The 17,134-nt window shown below is 41.9% G+C and carries 21 protein-coding genes; 10 read left to right on the top strand and 11 right to left on the bottom strand.

What is annotated here, in order from left to right; translation table 11 throughout:
- Positions 1–4: 4 nt before the first annotated feature.
- Complete coding sequence (locus tag AC07VD_RS11270; protein WP_121517033.1) at positions 5–145, bottom strand: hypothetical protein; 141 nt, start codon at positions 143–145, stop codon at positions 5–7.
- 556 nt (positions 146–701) lie between these two features.
- Here AC07VD_RS11270 and levR point away from each other — a divergent pair.
- From levR to sacC, 6 genes are all read left to right on the top strand, one after another.
- A complete protein-coding gene (gene levR, locus AC07VD_RS11265; protein ID WP_494721791.1) occupies positions 702–3,509 on the top strand; it encodes a transcriptional regulator LevR in 2,808 nt (935 codons plus the stop codon).
- 189 nt (positions 3,510–3,698) lie between these two features.
- Positions 3,699–4,139, top strand: coding sequence for a PTS fructose transporter subunit IIA (levD, locus tag AC07VD_RS11260; RefSeq protein ID WP_217018157.1), 441 nt, complete (start codon positions 3,699–3,701; stop codon positions 4,137–4,139).
- Positions 4,139–4,627, top strand: a complete 489-nt coding sequence (gene levE / locus AC07VD_RS11255; protein WP_029318159.1) for a PTS fructose transporter subunit IIB — start codon at positions 4,139–4,141, stop codon at positions 4,625–4,627. The genes levD and levE overlap by 1 nt, the downstream gene beginning before the upstream one ends.
- 16 nt (positions 4,628–4,643) lie before the next feature.
- Positions 4,644–5,450 (top strand): PTS fructose transporter subunit IIC, encoded by an 807-nt coding sequence (gene levF / locus AC07VD_RS11250; protein WP_014477476.1) that lies wholly within the window; start codon positions 4,644–4,646, stop codon positions 5,448–5,450.
- A gap of 21 nt (positions 5,451–5,471) precedes the next feature.
- A complete protein-coding gene (levG, locus tag AC07VD_RS11245) occupies positions 5,472–6,299 on the top strand; it encodes a PTS fructose transporter subunit IID (RefSeq protein WP_134156167.1) in 828 nt (275 codons plus the stop codon).
- Positions 6,300–6,457: 158 nt separating this feature from the next.
- Positions 6,458–8,491, top strand: coding sequence for a levanase SacC (gene sacC / locus AC07VD_RS11240; RefSeq protein ID WP_217018160.1), 2,034 nt, complete (start codon positions 6,458–6,460; stop codon positions 8,489–8,491).
- Positions 8,492–8,532: 41 nt separating this feature from the next.
- On the opposite strand, the gene yraA is transcribed toward sacC, so the two are convergent.
- The 3 genes from yraA to AC07VD_RS11225 all read right to left on the bottom strand — a co-directional run bounded on the left by yraA (position 8,533) and on the right by AC07VD_RS11225 (position 10,547).
- Positions 8,533–9,042, bottom strand: a complete 510-nt coding sequence (gene yraA, locus AC07VD_RS11235; RefSeq protein ID WP_003229836.1) for a cysteine protease YraA — start codon at positions 9,040–9,042, stop codon at positions 8,533–8,535.
- Positions 9,043–9,174: 132 nt separating this feature from the next.
- A complete protein-coding gene (locus AC07VD_RS11230) occupies positions 9,175–10,224 on the bottom strand; it encodes an NAD(P)-dependent alcohol dehydrogenase (RefSeq protein WP_134156173.1) in 1,050 nt (349 codons plus the stop codon).
- A 128-nt stretch (positions 10,225–10,352) separates the two neighbouring features.
- A complete protein-coding gene (locus AC07VD_RS11225; protein WP_024571542.1) occupies positions 10,353–10,547 on the bottom strand; it encodes a carboxymuconolactone decarboxylase family protein in 195 nt (64 codons plus the stop codon).
- Positions 10,548–10,729: 182 nt separating this feature from the next.
- Between AC07VD_RS11225 and adhR the strand changes: the two genes are divergently transcribed.
- Positions 10,730–11,152 (top strand): aldehyde stress transcriptional regulator AdhR, encoded by a 423-nt coding sequence (adhR, locus tag AC07VD_RS11220; protein ID WP_004398725.1) that lies wholly within the window; start codon positions 10,730–10,732, stop codon positions 11,150–11,152.
- A 238-nt stretch (positions 11,153–11,390) separates the two neighbouring features.
- Here the strand turns inward: adhR and AC07VD_RS11215 are convergent, their stop codons facing one another.
- Genes AC07VD_RS11215 through AC07VD_RS11195 form a run of 5 tightly spaced genes read right to left on the bottom strand, consistent with a single transcriptional unit; the run spans position 11,391 to position 13,708 of the window.
- On the bottom strand, positions 11,391–11,690 hold the full coding sequence (locus AC07VD_RS11215) for a spore coat protein (protein WP_124058755.1): 300 nt from the start codon (positions 11,688–11,690) through the stop codon (positions 11,391–11,393).
- Positions 11,691–11,705: 15 nt separating this feature from the next.
- Positions 11,706–11,903, bottom strand: a complete 198-nt coding sequence (locus tag AC07VD_RS11210) for a hypothetical protein (RefSeq protein ID WP_014480384.1) — start codon at positions 11,901–11,903, stop codon at positions 11,706–11,708.
- A gap of 18 nt (positions 11,904–11,921) precedes the next feature.
- Positions 11,922–13,058, bottom strand: coding sequence for a zinc-dependent alcohol dehydrogenase (locus AC07VD_RS11205; RefSeq protein WP_021480189.1), 1,137 nt, complete (start codon positions 13,056–13,058; stop codon positions 11,922–11,924).
- Between the two features lie 18 nt (positions 13,059–13,076).
- Positions 13,077–13,445 (bottom strand): spore coat protein, encoded by a 369-nt coding sequence (locus AC07VD_RS11200; RefSeq protein ID WP_009967868.1) that lies wholly within the window; start codon positions 13,443–13,445, stop codon positions 13,077–13,079.
- A 17-nt stretch (positions 13,446–13,462) separates the two neighbouring features.
- Positions 13,463–13,708, bottom strand: a complete 246-nt coding sequence (locus tag AC07VD_RS11195) for a hypothetical protein (RefSeq protein WP_014477469.1) — start codon at positions 13,706–13,708, stop codon at positions 13,463–13,465.
- 264 nt (positions 13,709–13,972) lie between these two features.
- On the opposite strand from AC07VD_RS11195, the gene AC07VD_RS11190 reads away from it, so the two are divergent.
- From AC07VD_RS11190 to AC07VD_RS11180, 3 genes are all read left to right on the top strand, one after another.
- Positions 13,973–14,359: a VOC family protein gene (locus tag AC07VD_RS11190; RefSeq protein ID WP_024571544.1), complete on the top strand. Its 387-nt coding sequence runs from the start codon at positions 13,973–13,975 to the stop codon at positions 14,357–14,359.
- A gap of 376 nt (positions 14,360–14,735) precedes the next feature.
- Positions 14,736–15,095 carry an SH3 domain-containing protein gene (locus tag AC07VD_RS11185; RefSeq protein ID WP_119899611.1) on the top strand — a complete coding sequence of 120 codons (360 nt, stop codon included), beginning with the start codon at positions 14,736–14,738 and terminating at the stop codon, positions 15,093–15,095.
- Positions 15,096–15,147: 52 nt separating this feature from the next.
- Entirely contained in the window at positions 15,148–15,504 is a 357-nt protein-coding gene (locus AC07VD_RS11180) for an SH3 domain-containing protein (RefSeq protein ID WP_014664754.1), read from the top strand.
- A gap of 382 nt (positions 15,505–15,886) precedes the next feature.
- On the opposite strand, the gene AC07VD_RS11175 is transcribed toward AC07VD_RS11180, so the two are convergent.
- Together AC07VD_RS11175 and AC07VD_RS11170 are read right to left on the bottom strand one after the other, a co-directional pair.
- Positions 15,887–16,708, bottom strand: coding sequence for an alpha/beta hydrolase (locus tag AC07VD_RS11175; protein ID WP_494721792.1), 822 nt, complete (start codon positions 16,706–16,708; stop codon positions 15,887–15,889).
- A gap of 136 nt (positions 16,709–16,844) precedes the next feature.
- Complete coding sequence (locus tag AC07VD_RS11170) at positions 16,845–17,108, bottom strand: CD3324 family protein (RefSeq protein ID WP_015384191.1); 264 nt, start codon at positions 17,106–17,108, stop codon at positions 16,845–16,847.
- Positions 17,109–17,134 lie beyond the last annotated feature (26 nt).

Below are 17,134 nucleotides of genomic sequence, written 5' to 3'. Positions count from 1 at the left end.
AGTTTTATCGGATATTATAACATTTAAAAGAATAGATACTTTTATTTTTAAATTTTAAAACTATTTTAAGTGCTGTTACATGTCTTCTGGCTCTATTTTTCACTCGTGATTCTACCTGAATAGCAGAGTAAAACAGGAAAGTCATTTGGACAATCTGACAGGCTAGTTTTAATCGGTAACGATTTGTATAATTGCATACCCACTATGATTGAGGCCTGCAGGGGGGATCAAATCGAGAGAATCGGAGATAAAGTTTTTAAGCTTACAGATTCCTTAGCCTTCAAGGTGGATTGCAAAAATGACGAAGTTTTGCATATTGTAATACTGCGGCGGTCACATAGAGTGTCCGTCTTTTTTGTTGTGAACGAACCTAAGGGGGTATATTTAGGAAAATTGTCCTGATCTATAAGATTCATTTTTTGTCATTGATGATTTTGACATCATTACATTCCCCAAGAATGATAAACTGTTTACTGATTATTACTTTTGAAGGGGACTGGCCCTCCAGAACCGCGAATCTATCATACTAATATGAGTTGCAAATGATTCGAAATGTAAACATATATGCATAAAAGCCAGCTTTGTCAATCTGCTATAGAGACCTTTTTGAACGTGTATCAGCAGATAATCTCAACGCGGACTATAAAGTTTCGAAATATTCTTGTTAATGGCTTATCTAATAAGGACAAAGGATGATAGACGTGAGAAGAATAGATAAAATATACCATCAGCTCATGCATAATTTTCATGATTCAACCTTAGATCATCTATTAAAAATACAAGGGAATTCAGCAAAGGAGATTGCCGAGCAGCTGAAAATGGAGCGGTCCAATGTCAGCTTTGAATTGAACAATCTCGTCCGGTCCAAAAAGGTCATCAAAATTAAAACGTTTCCTGTAAGATACATCCCAGTCGAGATAGCAGAAAAATTATTCAACAAGAAATGGGATACAGAGATGATGGAAGTGAAAGACCTTCAGGCGTTTTCCGGAAATTCAAAGCAAAATCATCAACACATTTCCACGAATCCCCTAGAGCTTATGATAGGGGCAAAAGGGAGTTTGAAGAAAGCGATCTCCCAGGCAAAAGCAGCTGTCTTTTATCCGCCGAACGGTCTGCATATGCTCCTCCTAGGGCCGACTGGTTCCGGTAAATCCCTTTTTGCGAACCGAATTTACCAGTTTGCCATTTACTCTGACATATTGAAGACCGGCGCACCATTTATTACATTTAACTGTGCAGACTACTACAACAACCCTCAATTATTGCTTTCTCAATTATTCGGACACAAAAAAGGTTCATTTACAGGTGCTGCCGAGGATAAGGCAGGTTTAGTCGAACAGGCCAATGGGGGCATTCTTTTTATGGATGAAATCCACCGTCTCCCTCCCGAGGGACAAGAAATGCTGTTTTATTTTATTGACAGCGGTTCTTATAACAGGCTTGGAGAATCTGAACATAAACGAACATCGAACGTATTGTTTATTTGTGCGACTACAGAAAATCCGAGTTCTGCACTATTGAAAACGTTTTTGCGAAGAATCCCAATGACCATTCATATTCCTTCGCTTGAAGAACGATCGCTTAAAGAAAGAGTGGATCTGACGACGTTTTTATTAGGGAAAGAAGCAGAGCGGATTAAGAAGAATCTGAGTGTGCATATCGATGTCTATAATGCGCTTATTCACTCTGCGAAATTTGGGAATGTCGGACAGCTGAAATCAAATGTCCAGTTAGTTTGCGCACACGGATTTTTGCATAACCTTGACAGAAATGAGGTTATTGAACTGACTGTTCGCGATCTGCCTGATGAAATCAAGCAAGAATGGATGTCCAGCAGCAAAAACATGCAAAGAAGCAAAGCCATTTCTGAATATGTCAATATTACAACGATTATCTCTCCGATTGTAGAAGATGAAACAACAAAAATTGACGAAGACCTCTCATTTAACTTATATCATTTGATTGAGGAAAAAGTGAAAACGCTTATGAAAGAAGGTTTATCCAAAAAGGATATTAACCAATACATCTTGACTGATGTCCATTTGCATGTCAGAAGTTTTTTTCATCATCAAGCTTTTCAAAAAGACAACCTGCTGACATTCGTTGAAGATGACGTGATTCAAATGACAAAACAGTTAAAAGAAATAGCTGAACATGAGCTGGATTGTACATTTGACCGCAAGTTTATTTATTTCTTGAGTATGCATATTGACGCATTTTTAAAGCGAGGAAAGCAAATTGATGTTTTAAATACACAGGAGACGGATGAAATTCGTGATACTCATGTGAAAGAATATCGGGTGGCGATGATTTTTAAAGATAAAATTCAGGAATATTTTAAAGTGGCTATTCCTGAAATAGAAGTCATCTACTTAACGATGTTAATCCATTCCATCAAATCGTTAAAAGAGAACAAAAGAGTCGGAATTATCGTGGCTGCTCATGGAAACAGTACGGCGAGTTCAATGGTTGAAGTTGCGACAGAACTGCTAGGGAGCACGCCGATTGCAGCAGTTGACATGCCGCTTTCTGTTTCACCTTCGGACATTCTTGAATGCGTAGCGGAAAAAATGAAACAGGTTGATGAAGGCGAAGGTGTTTTAATGCTGGTAGACATGGGGTCGCTTGCAATGCTGGAAAGCAGGCTGGAGGAAAAGACAGGTATTTCCATCAAAACGATCAGCAATGTTACGACTTCAATGGTGCTGGATGCTGTCAGAAAGGTCAACTATTTGAATTTAAATTTGCATGCGATCTATCAATCGGTCACGAAGGATTTTATCGAGCTGTGGGAGCGTCAGCCAGCGGCATCCGGCAAAAAGAAGGCATTGGTATCCATCTGCACGACGGGCAGCGGAACGGCCAAAAAGCTGGAAGACATTCTAACCACGATCGTAAACAAGGCCTCCGATACCCCGATTCACATATTGACCGTATCATCGATTAAACTGGCCAACAGCATAAAAGAAATCGAAAAAGAGTATGAAATCCTTGCGACAGTCGGAACGAAAGACCCTAAAATCAATGCTCCGCATGTATCTTTAGAAGTGTTAATTGAAGGGGAGGGAGAGAAGCTGATTCAACAGGCGATTACAAAAGGAAGCATCCCCTTGAGCAATGGATTGAACGAAGCAAATATTATTGTCAGGGAGCTTTGCGAGGATAGCCTGAAAAAATACCTTGTCTTCTTGAATCCCCACCATGTGATCGAAATGTTATTGGAGTGGCTGCAAACCGTTCAAGATGAGCTGGGGGTCATTTTCAATAATGCGGTTTTGATCAAAGTCATTATGCACACGGCTTTCGCCTTTGAAAGGGTAATTAAGCAGAATCCGATCGCTTTCTCGGAGGAAGAAGAGATCAATGATCAGCTGAAGGAAATGGTGTACGTGACAGAACGAACATTAGCCCCTTATGAAGAAAAGCTCGGACTTCGCATAAGTGATGATGAAAAATTATTTATAGCCGCCATATTTGCTGAAGAAGTGCATGGCCAGCTGTTTTAAAAACAGTTTTTTTATATGAACCTGTATTAAATGGAACACCATTTTAATACAGGTTTATTTTTTTCGTTTTAAGTGTTTCGACAACAAATTGCTATTGGCTGAAATAACAATGAAAACGCTTAACGCAACTGTGTTGGCACGATCCTTGCATTATATATGGATGTACAAAACAGGAAAGGAGCAATAGATATGATTTCAGTTATTATCAGCGGTCATGGAGATTTTCCCATAGCATTAAAAGAATCTTCAGGGATGATATTCGGTGAAGAAAATAACCTGATTGCAGTGCCGTTTTTTAAAGGGGAAGGAATACAAACGCTGCAAGAAAAATATCATCAGGCGCTCAAGGATATCCCGGAAGAACATGAAGTGCTTTTTTTAGTCGATATTTTTGGAGGGACGCCATATAACGCGGCAGCTTCCTTTATTGCTGAGGATCAAAGAATGGATATGGCAGCCGGCGTAAACCTGCCGATTCTGCTGGAGGTATTAAGCCTGAGAGAACATCTGGTTCTCAAAGATTTGCTGAACAACTTAAAAGCAATGAGTCAGCAAAGCTTTCAAGTGTGCAGTGAACATTTAGAAAAAGTAAAAACAGCCAATCAAGATACAAGAGAGGATGAATTATGATGAACATTGTGTTAGCAAGAATTGATGACCGCTTTATTCACGGCCAAATCCTGACAAGGTGGATAAAAGTCCATGCAGCCGACCGAATCATCGTTGTCTCCGACGATATTGCTCAGGACGAAATGAGAAAAACGCTGATCCTTTCTGTTGCTCCTTCAAATGTAAAGGCAAGTGCCGTCTCGGTTTCTAAAATGGCAAAAGCATTTCATAGTCCGCGCTACGAAGGCGTAACAGCAATGCTCTTGTTTGAAAATCCGTCTGATATTGTATCTCTTATAGAAGCAGGTGTACCGATCAAAACCGTAAACGTCGGGGGAATGCGTTTTGAAAATCATCGCAGGCAAATCACAAAATCAGTCAGTGTCACAGAACAAGATATAAAGGCATTTGAAACATTAAGTGACAAGAGCGTGAAACTGGAATTGAGGCAGCTGCCTTCAGATGCCAGTGAGGATTTTGTACAGATTTTACGGAACGTAACAAAATAATCAAGGGGATGAGAATATGTCTTCATTACAAATTATTTTGTTGTTAATCATTGCAGCAATCACCGGAATCGCAAGTGTATTGGATGAAGGGCAGACACACCGGCCGCTTGTGGCCTGTACGTTAGTTGGCTTGGTGCTCGGGGACTTAAAAACGGGAATTATTCTTGGAGGCACACTGGAGCTGATGGCGCTCGGCTGGATGAACGTCGGGCTTGCCATGGCACCTGATACAGCGATCGCCTCTGTCATCTCAACCATTTTAGTTATTACCGCTGATCAGGGAATTGGCGAAGGGATTGCTGTCGCTGTTGCTTTAGCAGCTGCGGGTCAGGCGCTGACGATTTTTGTTCGGACGATCACTGTCTTTTTCATCCACCGCGCTGATCAATATGCAAAAGCGGGAAATATAAAAGGAATTGAAATTATGCATATTACCGCGATGGTGTTTCAAGCTTTGCGCGTCATGATTCCTACATTGATTGTTGCTTTAATTAGTGTCAGCGCTGTTCAGGCGTTCCTGGGAAATATTCCTGATGTCATTACAAAAGGACTGCAAATAGGCGGAGGCATTATTGTGGTTGTCGGGTATGCCATGGTGATCAATATGATGAATATTCCTTATTTAAAGCCATTTTTCTATATTGGTTTCTTATTAGCGGCGTTTACCGATTTTAACTTAGTGGGATTTGGAGCCCTTGGTCTCTGTCTGGCGCTTTTATACCAGCAGGTGATGCAAAAACAAAGCGCTCACGGAGCAGTCGCGGCCGCATCAGACAGTGGCAGTGTTGCTGTTTATGATGACGATGATGATCTTGATGCCTAAACGATGAGGGGGGAAGAAAAAATGGAGAAAGAAAAACGATTAACGAAAAAAGAAATTTTCAGCATGTTTATTCGTTCAAATTTTTTGCTCGGTTCCTTTAACTTCGAACGTGTGCAGGCAATGGGATATTGTTATGTCATGATACCGGCGATCAAAAAATTGTACGGTCCCGGAGCGAAAAGAAACGAAGCCTTGCAGCGGCATTTGGAATGGTTTAATACACATCCGTGGCTGACAGCGCCTATATTTGGCGTGACGGCAGCCATGGAAGAAGAAATGGCGAACAATAAAGGAATTGACGGAAAAGCGATAAGCGGAATGAAAATTGGTTTGATGGGACCAATAGCGGGCGTAGGCGATCCAATTTTCTGGGGAACGATTCGTCCTGTCTTAGCTGCGCTAGGAGCCTCCCTTGCTTTAGGAGGAAACATTGCCGGCCCTTTGCTATTCTTTTTCTTGCTGAATGCCATAAGATTAAGCATAAAATATTATGGATTAAAGTATGGCTATGTGAAAGGAATGGAGATTCTTCAGGATTTAGCGGGGAATCGCATTCAAAAGCTTACAGAGGGCGCTTCGATTCTCGGGTTATTTGTTATGGGGGCTCTCGTGTCCAAATGGACCACCATCAACATTCCAATCGTTGTATCCAGGATTAAGGATGAAAGCGGAAAAGTAGATGTTCAAACGGTACAAAACGTGCTAGACAGCATTATGCCGGGGGCGCTGCCTCTCGGATTAACGTTATTGGTGGCATGGATGCTTCGCAAAGGGGTGAATCCACTTCTCATTATTTGCGGCATCTTTGTCATCGGGATTCTCGGGTATTGGGCTGGATTCTTAGCATAAGGTGTGTGAAGGAAAGAGAGAGAACCTGCAGCAGTCTTTTCATATATAAATCATTCGGATAACAGCGAAACAGAGGAGAATTGCCAGAAACGGACCAGCTTGGGCGCAGCAGTCTCTCTTGAAAGTGTTCAAACATGAAGAGAGGAGCGAAGGAACAAATGAAAAAGAGACTTATTCAAGTCATGATCATGTTCACCCTGCTGTTGACTATGGCATTTTCGGCAGATGCAGCCGATTCAAGCTACTATGATGAGGATTACCGTCCTCAATATCACTTCACACCGGAGGCAAACTGGATGAATGACCCAAACGGAATGGTATATTATGCTGGGGAATATCACTTGTTCTATCAATACCATCCATACGGGCTTCAGTGGGGGCCCATGCATTGGGGGCATGCCGTCAGCAAAGATTTGGTTACATGGGAACACCTTCCTGTTGCGCTCTATCCGGATGAAAAAGGCACGATCTTTTCTGGAAGCGCAGTTGTAGATAAAAATAACACAAGCGGTTTTCAAACAGGCAAAGAGAAGCCGCTTGTGGCCATTTATACACAGGATCGGGAAGGCCATCAAGTGCAAAGTATTGCCTATAGCAACGACAAAGGAAGAACATGGACGAAATACGCTGGCAACCCTGTCATTCCAAACCCAGGTAAAAAAGATTTTCGCGATCCAAAAGTCTTTTGGTATGAGAAAGAAAAAAAGTGGGTAATGGTGCTTGCAGCTGGTGACCGAATTCTCATGTATACATCAAAAAATCTGAAACAGTGGGCGTATGCAAGTGAATTTGGACAGGGGCAAGGAAGCCACGGGGGAGTATGGGAATGTCCGGATTTATTTGAGCTACCGGTAGATGGCAAACCGAATCAAAAAAAATGGGTCTTGCAAGTCAGTGTCGGAAACGGAGCGGTTTCGGGAGGATCAGGTATGCAATATTTCGTAGGGGACTTTGATGGAACTCATTTTAAAAATGAAAACCCATCAGACAAAGTTCTCTGGACGGATTACGGCAGAGACTTTTACGCAGCTGTATCCTGGTCTGATATTCCAGCCACAGACAGCCGCCGGCTATGGTTAGGGTGGATGAGCAATTGGCAATATGCGAATGATGTTACGACATCCCCATGGAGAAGTGCAACGTCCATTCCAAGAGAGTTAAAATTGAAAGCGTTTACCGAAGGGGTTAGAGTGGTCCAAACACCAGTGAAAGAGCTGGAAACCATTCGCGGAACCTCTAAGAAGTGGAAGAATCTGACCATATCGCCTGCAAGTCATAATGTGTTAACGGGGCAATCTGGAGATGCCTATGAAATAAATGCAGAATTTAAAGTAAGCCCTGGTTCAGCTGCTGAATTTGGTTTTAAGGTCCGAACAGGTGAAAATCAATTTACGAAGGTCGGCTATGACCGAAGAAACGCCAAATTGTTCGTTGACCGGAGCGAGTCGGGCAACAACACCTTTAATCCGGCCTTCAACACCGGAAAAGAAACAGCCCCATTGAAGCCGGTAAATGGGAAGGTTAAGATGCGCATTTTTGTTGACCGCTCCTCGGTTGAAGTATTTGGGAATGACGGAAAGCAGGTCATAACGGATATTATTCTCCCAGACCGATCAAGCAAAGGGCTTGAATTATATGCTGCAAATGGCGGTGTAAAGGTAAAATCTTTAACCATACACCCTTTAAAAAAGGTATGGGGAACGTCACCTTTTATGTCCAATATGACTGGCTGGACGACTGTAAATGGCACGTGGGCCGACACGATTGAGGGGAAACAAGGGAGGTCGGACGGAGATTCCTTTATCTTGTCTTCAGCATCCGGGTCAGACTTCACTTATGAATCTGATATCACCATTAAGGATGGAAACGGAAGAGGGGCAGGAGCACTAATGTTTCGCTCTGACAAAGATGCCAAAAACGGTTACCTTGCCAATGTAGATTCGAAGCATGACCTAGTGAAATTCTTTAAATTTGAGAACGGTGCTGCTTCTGTCATTGCTGAATACAAAACACCGATAGACGTTAATAAAAAGTATCATCTGAAAACAGAGGCCGAGGGCGATCGCTTTAAAATCTATTTAGATGATCGTCTTGTGATTGATGCAAATGATTCCGCATTTTCAGAAGGCCAATTTGGCTTGAATGTGTGGGACGCGACTGCTGTCTTTCAGAATGTAAAGAAGGAGTCTTAATTTTAAAAAAGGCACAGAGCCGAACAGTCTGTGCCTTCTCGTTATTTTAACAAATTTAAAGATTCGCGGTTAAATGCTTCCAAATCATCAGGTGTTCTGCTTGTGACAATGTTGTGGCTGACGACTACTTCTGCATCTTTGTAGTTTGCACCGGCATTGATTAAATCTTTGCGGATGCTGCGGTAGCCTGTGATATCTTTGCCTTTTAGAAGATCCGTATCAATCAGTACTTGCGGGCCGTGGCAAATTGCGAAAACAGGTTTTTTGTTTTCGACAAATGCTTTTGCGAATTCACCCGGACGGTCATCTGCACGAAGCAAATCCGGAGAGAATCCCCCAGGAATTAAAAGTGCATCAAAGTCACTTGCATCCACATCAGAGATGGCTTTGTCAATCTTTACTTTCTCGCCATGCTTACCGGTAACTTCTTTGCCGGCTTCCAAATCGATAGCCACAACACTGTAGCCAGCTTCTTCGTATGCTTTTACCGGACTTGTATATTCGATGTCTTCGAATTGGTCTGTAACAAGAACTGCAATTTTTTTGCTCATAAAAAACCCTCCTAATAACTCTCTATTCATAGAATAACAGGAAGATTGACCGGCCTTCAAAATATTTGCTTAACGAGATCGTTTTTCGTGAGTTTCATTAAAAGCGGGTCAGCCCATATAAGGACTAACCTATTACAATGTGGAAATATCAATCACAAATCGATAACGGACATCGCTTCGGAGGATACGTTCGTATGCCTCGTCCACTTGGTCAGCTCCGATGACTTCGATTTTAGGTTCGATGCCATGCTCAGCTGCGAAATCCAGCATCTCTTGAGTTTCTTGAATTCCGCCGACTAGAGAACCTGCAATGCTGCGGCGCCCCATGATTAGGGAAAACACACTGTATGTGTCCGGCTTGGCAGGAGCTCCAACGTTTACAAGTGTCCCGTCTATACGAAGCATTGATAAATAGGCATCTACATTGAGATTTGCCGATACCGTATTTAAGATCACGTCAAAACGCCCGGCCAATGCAGTGAATGTAGCTGGGTCACTTGTTGCAAAGTAATGATTTGCACCTAGTTCCAGAGCTTCCTCTTTCTTATTCATGGAACGGCTCAGGACGGTTACCTCTGCCCCCATCGCATGTGCAAATTGAATCGCCAAATGTCCAAGGCCACCTACGCCTACAATCGCAACCTTTTTACCAGGGCCAACATTCCAGTGTTTCAGCGGGGAATACGTTGTGATACCTGCACACAACAGCGGACTGGCAACATCCATTTCCAAACGGTCTGGTATGCGAACAACAAATCTGTCAGTGACAACGATTTCTTGGCTGTACCCGCCATAAGTGGGGTTTCCGTCGTAGTCTACTGAGTTATACGTTTGAACAACACCCTTCGTGCAGAATTGTTCCTCTCCGTTGAGACAGTATTCGCATTCTCCGCAAGAGTCAACAAAACAGCCGACACCAACGCGGTCCCCGACAGCAAACTTGGTGACTTTTGTTCCAATGGCTGTTACAACACCGGCTATTTCATGTCCAGGCACCATTGGGAAGATGCCACCGCCCCATTCATCAAAAGCGCTATGAATGTCTGAATGGCAAATACCGCTGAATTTAATATCGATTAAGACATCGTGCGGCCGTAATCCTCTTCGCTCAATCGTCGTTTGTTCAAATTTGGCTTTTGCATGTGCCACGCTTAATACACGGGTTTGATGTTGATTACACATATGAACCTTTCCTTTCTTCATCATAAGTGTTGTAAAAAAACATGCACTTATTTATGTTTTATGGTGTCTTCAACATAACGATAAACCTTAAAGTCTGCTTTAAGGCAAGGGTTTTTTAAAAATAACATTTAAAATGAACCTGATTTATAAGGTGAGCTACAGTCAGCAATTAACGCAGAAACTGTAATCATGCTGCGATCTCGGGGGGAAAGTTCTTCCTCTCTTGCCCAAATGTCACCGAATAGGACATCATCATGAAGTTCAGCAAACTTTGGCGCAAATTCTCCTAATTGTTCTCTTCCGGCAGTTAGTTTATTTGCCATTCAGCAATCCCCCCATCTACACTGTTTTTATTGCATGGAGAAGTATAGAGCTTAAAGTGTGCTTTAAAGCAAGTCCCGAATATATAAACCCAGATTCAGCAGCTAACCACTTGTCTTGAGCTTGACTTAAAGTTAACTTTAAGTGTTACCTTCACAACATGCAGGATAGAGAGGTGAAGATAATGAATATTGCTCAGGTGGCAAAGCAGTTTGGCCTGACAGCCGCAACACTCAGATATTACGAACGTGTAGGATTAATCCCGCCTGTAAAACGAAAAGACAGCGGCATTCGCGACTATGATGAAGAAGATATCAAATGGATTGAATTTATTAAATGCATGCGAAATGCGGGACTATCGATAGAAGCGCTAATTGAATATACAACATTATTTACCGAAGGTGACCGTACGGTAGAAGCTCGAAAAAATATCCTGGCTGACGAACGACAGCGGCTGATAGAGAAGCGGAAAGAAATTGATGAAACAATTAAGAGATTAGACACAAAAATTAAAGATTATGATGGGAAATTGCGTGAAAATGAGGCAAAGCTCAAAAGCAGGCCTAAAACGGAAAGTCTTCACGGATCAGTGGAGCAAAGAAGGTAGCATTCTTTGCGTGTGAAGAGGGCAGGTTAAAGTTTTCTCCATCAAGAAATCGCATAAAAAGAGGTGGTTACGAATTCTTATTTGATTGGAGAATTTGCAAACATTATCGGAGATCAGATGGAAAAAAGCGGGTTAATCTATTTACGATCATAGGACCCGAACAAACAGTGCTCATTTTGAAGCTGAGGAACAGTTGTGGCCAATCAATACTGTTCCTCAGCAAATCAGTCATTGTATGTTAAAGGGTTGGCAATTGAATGGCTGTATCAATATTTTTTAAATTCAGCTTGACTTGTTCGTCAGGGTTCCAAGGATGGTACCAGCCTTTTTCCATCATATAGCTCGAGAGTTGTTCGTGCATATCAAGGGCTTCTTCCAAATGGCGGATAAGGACCTCTTTCACTTCAGGCGTTCCGGCTTCAGTGGCTGCCATCGCATAATTTCTGACTCCGTTTTTTGCTGCAATTAATAAGTCCATAGCAATGATTTGGTCTGTTAGAACATTCATGCCGGTCAGATATTCAATGATAGGATTCATGATTTATTCATCTCCTCATTCGTGCTTTGCATTAGATAAAATAGAGGCAAATTCCTGCAGCTGGCGTGTGGTGATATCAACATCTTGCTGCATGATTTCTTTCAGCTTCGGATCAGATACCAGTGCTTTCATTGTTTTAGATTTCGTCAAACAAAGTGTCTTGAAAGCAGTCATTTCCTGAACCTCAAGCACTTCGTGTAAGGCATATTCCATTTCTGTAACCTCCGTTTTTTAAGGCTTTAACACAACTTTGATACAATCATCCATTTTTGAATCAAAAATGTCATAGCCATGCTTGGCTTCACTAAGCGGCAGGACATGGCTGACAACATCTCCCGGGTCAATTTTGCCCGTTGATACTAGTTCAAACATGTACGGCATATAGTGGATCACAGGAGCCTGCCCAGAGCGTATATTGACGTTTCGCTGCATGATATCGCCTAGCGGAAAACCGTTATATCTGCCTCCGTACACACCTGTAATTTGTATGGTTCCTCCTTTGCGAACAGCTTGAGAGGCAATGACCAATGCACTCATTGTTCCGCCATGAAGCTTTAAGCCGCTGGCAAGGAACTCGAGATCGCTCATTTTACCATCCATCCCAACAGCGTCAATGACTACATCCGCTCCGCCTTTCGTGATTTCCTTTAAATAATTCCCTGTATTCTCATGGTCTTCAAAATTAACGATTTCTACTTTGTTTGTACGTTTCGCATGCTGTAAGCGATAGTTTACATAGTCAACTGCTATGACGCGTTTTGCGCCTTTTAGCCAACAAAACTTTTGAGCAAACAGGCCGACTGGTCCGCAGCCGAGAACGATAACTGTATCGCCTTTTTTTACGCCGGCATTGTCCACACTCCAAAAGCCGGTGGTCATGGCATCGGCAATCACGCTTAATTTCTCATCGGGTTCCTCACAAGATTCAGGGATTTTAAAATGGGTAAAATTCGCAAACGGCACTCTTAAATATTCAGCTTGCCCGCCTGGATAACCGCCAGTTTGCCCTGAATAGCCGAAATAAGCACCCATTTCCCCATTGTCATTAGACTGATCACATTGGCTTTCCAGCTGGTTTTTACAAAAAAAACATTCACCGCAGGCGATCGTAAAAGGGATAATGACGCGGTCACCTTTTTTGACCTTTGTAACCCCTGGCCCAACTTCTTCAACAATTCCCATCGGTTCATGGCCGATGACATAGTCTTCATGGAGATTAGGAATCAATCCATGGATTAAGTGTAAATCTGATCCGCAAATGGCTGTACTGGTGACTTTGATAATCATGTCATCGGATTTTTCAATCTTTGGATCGGGGACATCTTTGACAACAACATTTTTAATGCCTTGATACGTTACTGCCTTCATGCTGTACAACCTCCAGTGTTAGTGTTCATCAGGTGTCCGGTCAAACATCCCTTTACGATTTGTTTCATCAGGAAAGAGGTTCATATTGCCGACCATGATCGTGTTTTTTGCAGAGAGCTGATCCAGCTTATACTGTTCGCTCAGCTCATATGGGTGGAACCATTTTTTGCTGATCATCAGTTCCGTAATCTCTTGGTGCATTGCAATTCCTTGCATCAGCTGTTTCCGCAGCAAGGCTCTTACATCTGGTGAAGCGGTTTCTGTCAAAGCTACAGCAGTATTCCTTACGCCTTCCTTAGCTCGTATAAGAAAATCCATCGCGAATGTAGTGTCTGCTAGTTCAGGCACATTCAGCGAATTAATGGGGTCTAAATGATCATTATTCAAAGAGGCTTACCTTCCTTTCAATTGATGATTGGCGTTGGGCGGCTTTGAGGGACAGGGGCCTGAAATGAGGCACGCTCATAAACCGCCTGTAATTCAGTAAGGTCTTGAATGGATTGCTGCACATCTTTTTGCATCAAGTCCTTCAGTTCTTGGTCAAACACAAGTCCTTGCATTAACTTTGATTTCGCTATACAAAGTGTTTTAAAGTTCACGATTTCATGTAAGTCAACAGCCTCGTGAGCTGCCAATGTTTGATGATCCATATTGATGTAACCTCCTTTTATCAACGTTACATTTCCCGAAATGACGATGAAGCATACAGAAAGTACACTCGGTGTCATTTTTTGTTTTAAGAATTGCTGTTTTTGCCCGTTCTTATGACTTGCACTAAACTGCACTTAAATCTGAAATAAAGGTGAAGTATGGAAATTTATTTATGTAAACTTGACATAGTGCTGTCAGGTTTCCTTTTATATCATTAAATTGGATGACCAGTAAAAAGTATGGTTTTATAGGAGGCACTCGATATGAAGCTGTTGCAAATTAGACTTTTGGTGAATGATTTTAAGAAAAGCGTCGAGTTTTACAAAGATTCATTAGGACTTCCAATAAGTTGGTTAGAGAATGAAATGGAATATGCACTCTTTGATAATGGGGAAACGAAAATAGAGCTTTTATCTCGAGAAACGATGGCTGAAATCGTTGGAGAGGGAAAAAAATCGTTGGAAGGAGAAGCTCAATCAAAATTTTTGCTTCAGTTTAAGGTAGAAGATGTTGATAAAATGTATGACGATTTACACAAAAAAGGAGTTAAATGTGTGAATAAACCGCATGATCGCAAGGAATGGAGTGCCCGAGTTGCTCACTTCAGAGATCCAGATCATAACCTGATTGAAATATATAAAATGTTATGATTTTTCGACTCGCAAAATCATAGAATAACGTAACGTACCTTATCATTTTTATACGCCCTGGTAAAAGAAAGCAAAGTCATAATAGGTTGCGGACACTGAACTTGCAGCATTTACGCTGATTTGTATGGTGTCCGTTTTTTGATGACTAGACAAATGATTAAGGGCCAAATGTAACGCACCATCAATATCAAGCCTGACTACCATTTATTTTGTATCCTTAATTGTCGAAAACATAGGAACAATTCCACTTTTGAAAGATCTAGTTTATGGTACATTGATAAATATATGGGAGGGGAGGGGGCATGGTATCTGAAAGTAATCCTTAACTGGATGTAAGAAAGTCAAACGCACGGCATTTATATGGGGAGGGTATAAAGTGAATAAGCTAAAGAGGCTAAGTATGCTAACGGTGATGATTGCATCTTTGTTCATTTTTTCTAGCCATGCACTTGCGGCTCAGTATTATACGGTTTCAACAAGCAGCGGTGCTCCTGTCAATATGCGCAGCGGCCCAGGTACAAGTTGGGGAATTGTAACGACCATTCCGAGCGGAACCCGCATCCCGATCTATTGCTACAAAACCGGTACAACTGTAACTGGAAAATATGGAACGAGCAATATTTGGAATTACACAGAGCGGACGCTTGCCAGCGGGGAGATCGTTCCTGGATTTGTCTCTGATACATATATGTATACAGGCTCAGACGGTCCGGTTGTTCCTAAATGCAGCTGGTAGCATATGTTCTATCGTTTCTTAAAATGAAGGAATTGAAGAAAGAGGGATGACATTGACTAAACTGAAAATGCTGAGTATGTTAACCGTGATGATTGCATCTTTATTCATTTTTTCCAGTCAGGCACTTGCCGTTCAGTACTTTACTGTCTCAACAAGCAGCGGTGCGCCTGTCAATATGCGCAGCGGTCCTGGTACAAATTATCCTATTATGCTTTCCATTCCGAGCGGCTCCCGTGTTCCTTATTATTGTTACGCTTATGGAACGACTGTTACAGGGAAGTATGGAACGAGTAATATCTGGGACCAAATCCAGTGGAAAGATTCCCGGGGGATCGTGAATATTGGATATGTGTCTGACACATATGTGTACACAGGATCAGACGGCCCTGTCGGTTACAAATGCAATTAGTTAAATACTCCGTACAATAGAATCTCTTCTTAAGGGCCTATCTAGGACGAACCATACCAACAACATTAGTTGGTATGGTTTTTGCTGCGATGAAGTCTTCCATACCTGCATTTGTGGTAATTTTCAAAAGAGATTCATGATGTTAGACACTGGTTGTTGTTGAGGACAAAATAACGAGCCGCTTTAGAGTTGTATCTAATGGTATAAAATACGGAATTAAAATAGGAAATAATCAATAGGAGAACGTAATGTACAAACCTATTTTTCGATGAAATCCCTAATATCACTTTGGTTAGACATCTCACATTGCGTTCTCGTTAGTGAAAAGTTCTTTTTACGCTTCGTGAAATCTTCTCTAATTCTATAGTTAGTTTTACCTGTCCTATTTTGAACACGTATGTTTCTTTTCTTTTTCTAACATGTCGTGTAACCTCTCAGAAAATTCTTTATGATGCATTGTGTACCCCGTATGATTTCCGGGGAATTCAACCAATTCTGTTTCCAATTGTTCCGCTAGGGCGTTCGCGCAACGATAGGGGAAAAGCTCCCGAGAAGCACTTCCGCCAGCTGGGAGTACCTTTATCGGTGAAGATGTAAACACAGTTTTTAATGCTTCGAAATCTAATGTATAGTTGAGAATTCCTTGAATTTCATACTCAGTGAAATACGTTGAATTGCCGAGAAGCCGCTTTGTCAGGACAGCCTTTGATTGTTCGTCTGTCTCTAATCTTGACATTAATTTAATGACTTCACTTCGATGATTTTTCTTAAGGTCTTCCATGAATTGCTCGGCTTGTTTCAGCTCATTTCCATGCAGAAGCTGCAATAAGATTGGTTCGTGTGGGATCATGACATGTACTTGTTCGGGATGGCGTATGCACAGATCAAGCCCGATAACAGCCCCGGAGCTGCTTCCAAATACGTATGCCGGTTTATTGGTGATTTTGGCTAGAAGACGGTGAGCATCGTCACTGTGTGTTTCCACACGGTAATCCTCAATATGATTGGCGAGATTGCTGCGGGAATGGCCGCGGCGATCGTAAGTAACAACCGAGTACCAGTTAGCCAGATGATTGGCAACATGATGGAACTTGTCGGCATCACCGCCTCCGCCGTGGACCAAAAGAATGATTGGACCTGAGCCACGCACCTGATAGTGGATGTTCGCGCCGGGTACTTGCAACGTTCCATTGTTTATCGTCATTTGTAGGACCTTCCTTTCTTCTCATCTCCCTTAACTTTACACAATTGGCCAATGGTATCATATGCAGGAAATAACTAAGAAACAAACTCGCCATATAAAAAGCACTGATGATTTTTCATCAGTGCTTCCGTTTTGTTTATTTAGAGTAGACAATTTTTTTTATTGTTTCATCAGAGAGGTGATATTCATCAGATAATTGATGAATGGTTTTGCCGTTTTTAAATGCTTTTTTAATAGAAGCGTTTCTGTCATCGATCAGCTTTCTTGTTCCTGAACACGCACCCCATTTTTGATGAGAGGATTCAGGTTTAGGGATATATATTGTTTTTCCTTGAACATATTTTTGAATTTCCGATATCAGCTTTTCAGGTAAAATAGCGGTTGCTTTTACATATGCCATTTCTGCCAGCTCCTTATTTTTTTATG

It is taken from the genome of Bacillus sp. GW821-FHT01G09 (assembly GCF_059422205.1).
This window is presented reverse-complemented; position numbering and strand designations above follow the sequence as displayed.

Bases quoted from the DNA above. Each gene is read 5' to 3' on its own strand.
- AC07VD_RS11270 (WP_121517033.1), bottom strand. From the start codon at position 145: ATGACTTTCCTGTTTTACTCTGCTATTCAGGTAGAATCACGAGTGAAA.
- levD (WP_217018157.1), top strand. From the start codon at position 3,699: ATGATTTCAGTTATTATCAGCGGTCATGGAGATTTTCCCATAGCATTA.
- levE (WP_029318159.1), top strand. From the start codon at position 4,139: ATGAACATTGTGTTAGCAAGAATTGATGACCGCTTTATTCACGGCCAA.
- levF (WP_014477476.1), top strand. From the start codon at position 4,644: ATGTCTTCATTACAAATTATTTTGTTGTTAATCATTGCAGCAATCACC.
- levG (WP_134156167.1), top strand. From the start codon at position 5,472: ATGGAGAAAGAAAAACGATTAACGAAAAAAGAAATTTTCAGCATGTTT.
- sacC (WP_217018160.1), top strand. From the start codon at position 6,458: ATGAAAAAGAGACTTATTCAAGTCATGATCATGTTCACCCTGCTGTTG.
- yraA (WP_003229836.1), bottom strand. From the start codon at position 9,042: ATGAGCAAAAAAATTGCAGTTCTTGTTACAGACCAATTCGAAGACATC.
- AC07VD_RS11230 (WP_134156173.1), bottom strand. From the start codon at position 10,224: ATGTGTAATCAACATCAAACCCGTGTATTAAGCGTGGCACATGCAAAA.
- AC07VD_RS11225 (WP_024571542.1), bottom strand. From the start codon at position 10,547: ATGGCAAATAAACTAACTGCCGGAAGAGAACAATTAGGAGAATTTGCG.
- adhR (WP_004398725.1), top strand. From the start codon at position 10,730: ATGAATATTGCTCAGGTGGCAAAGCAGTTTGGCCTGACAGCCGCAACA.
- AC07VD_RS11215 (WP_124058755.1), bottom strand. From the start codon at position 11,690: ATGAATCCTATCATTGAATATCTGACCGGCATGAATGTTCTAACAGAC.
- AC07VD_RS11210 (WP_014480384.1), bottom strand. From the start codon at position 11,903: ATGGAATATGCCTTACACGAAGTGCTTGAGGTTCAGGAAATGACTGCT.
- AC07VD_RS11205 (WP_021480189.1), bottom strand. From the start codon at position 13,058: ATGAAGGCAGTAACGTATCAAGGCATTAAAAATGTTGTTGTCAAAGAT.
- AC07VD_RS11195 (WP_014477469.1), bottom strand. From the start codon at position 13,708: ATGGATCATCAAACATTGGCAGCTCACGAGGCTGTTGACTTACATGAA.
- AC07VD_RS11190 (WP_024571544.1), top strand. From the start codon at position 13,973: ATGAAGCTGTTGCAAATTAGACTTTTGGTGAATGATTTTAAGAAAAGC.
- AC07VD_RS11175 (WP_494721792.1), bottom strand. From the start codon at position 16,708: ATGACGATAAACAATGGAACGTTGCAAGTACCCGGCGCGAACATCCAC.
- AC07VD_RS11170 (WP_015384191.1), bottom strand. From the start codon at position 17,108: ATGGCATATGTAAAAGCAACCGCTATTTTACCTGAAAAGCTGATATCG.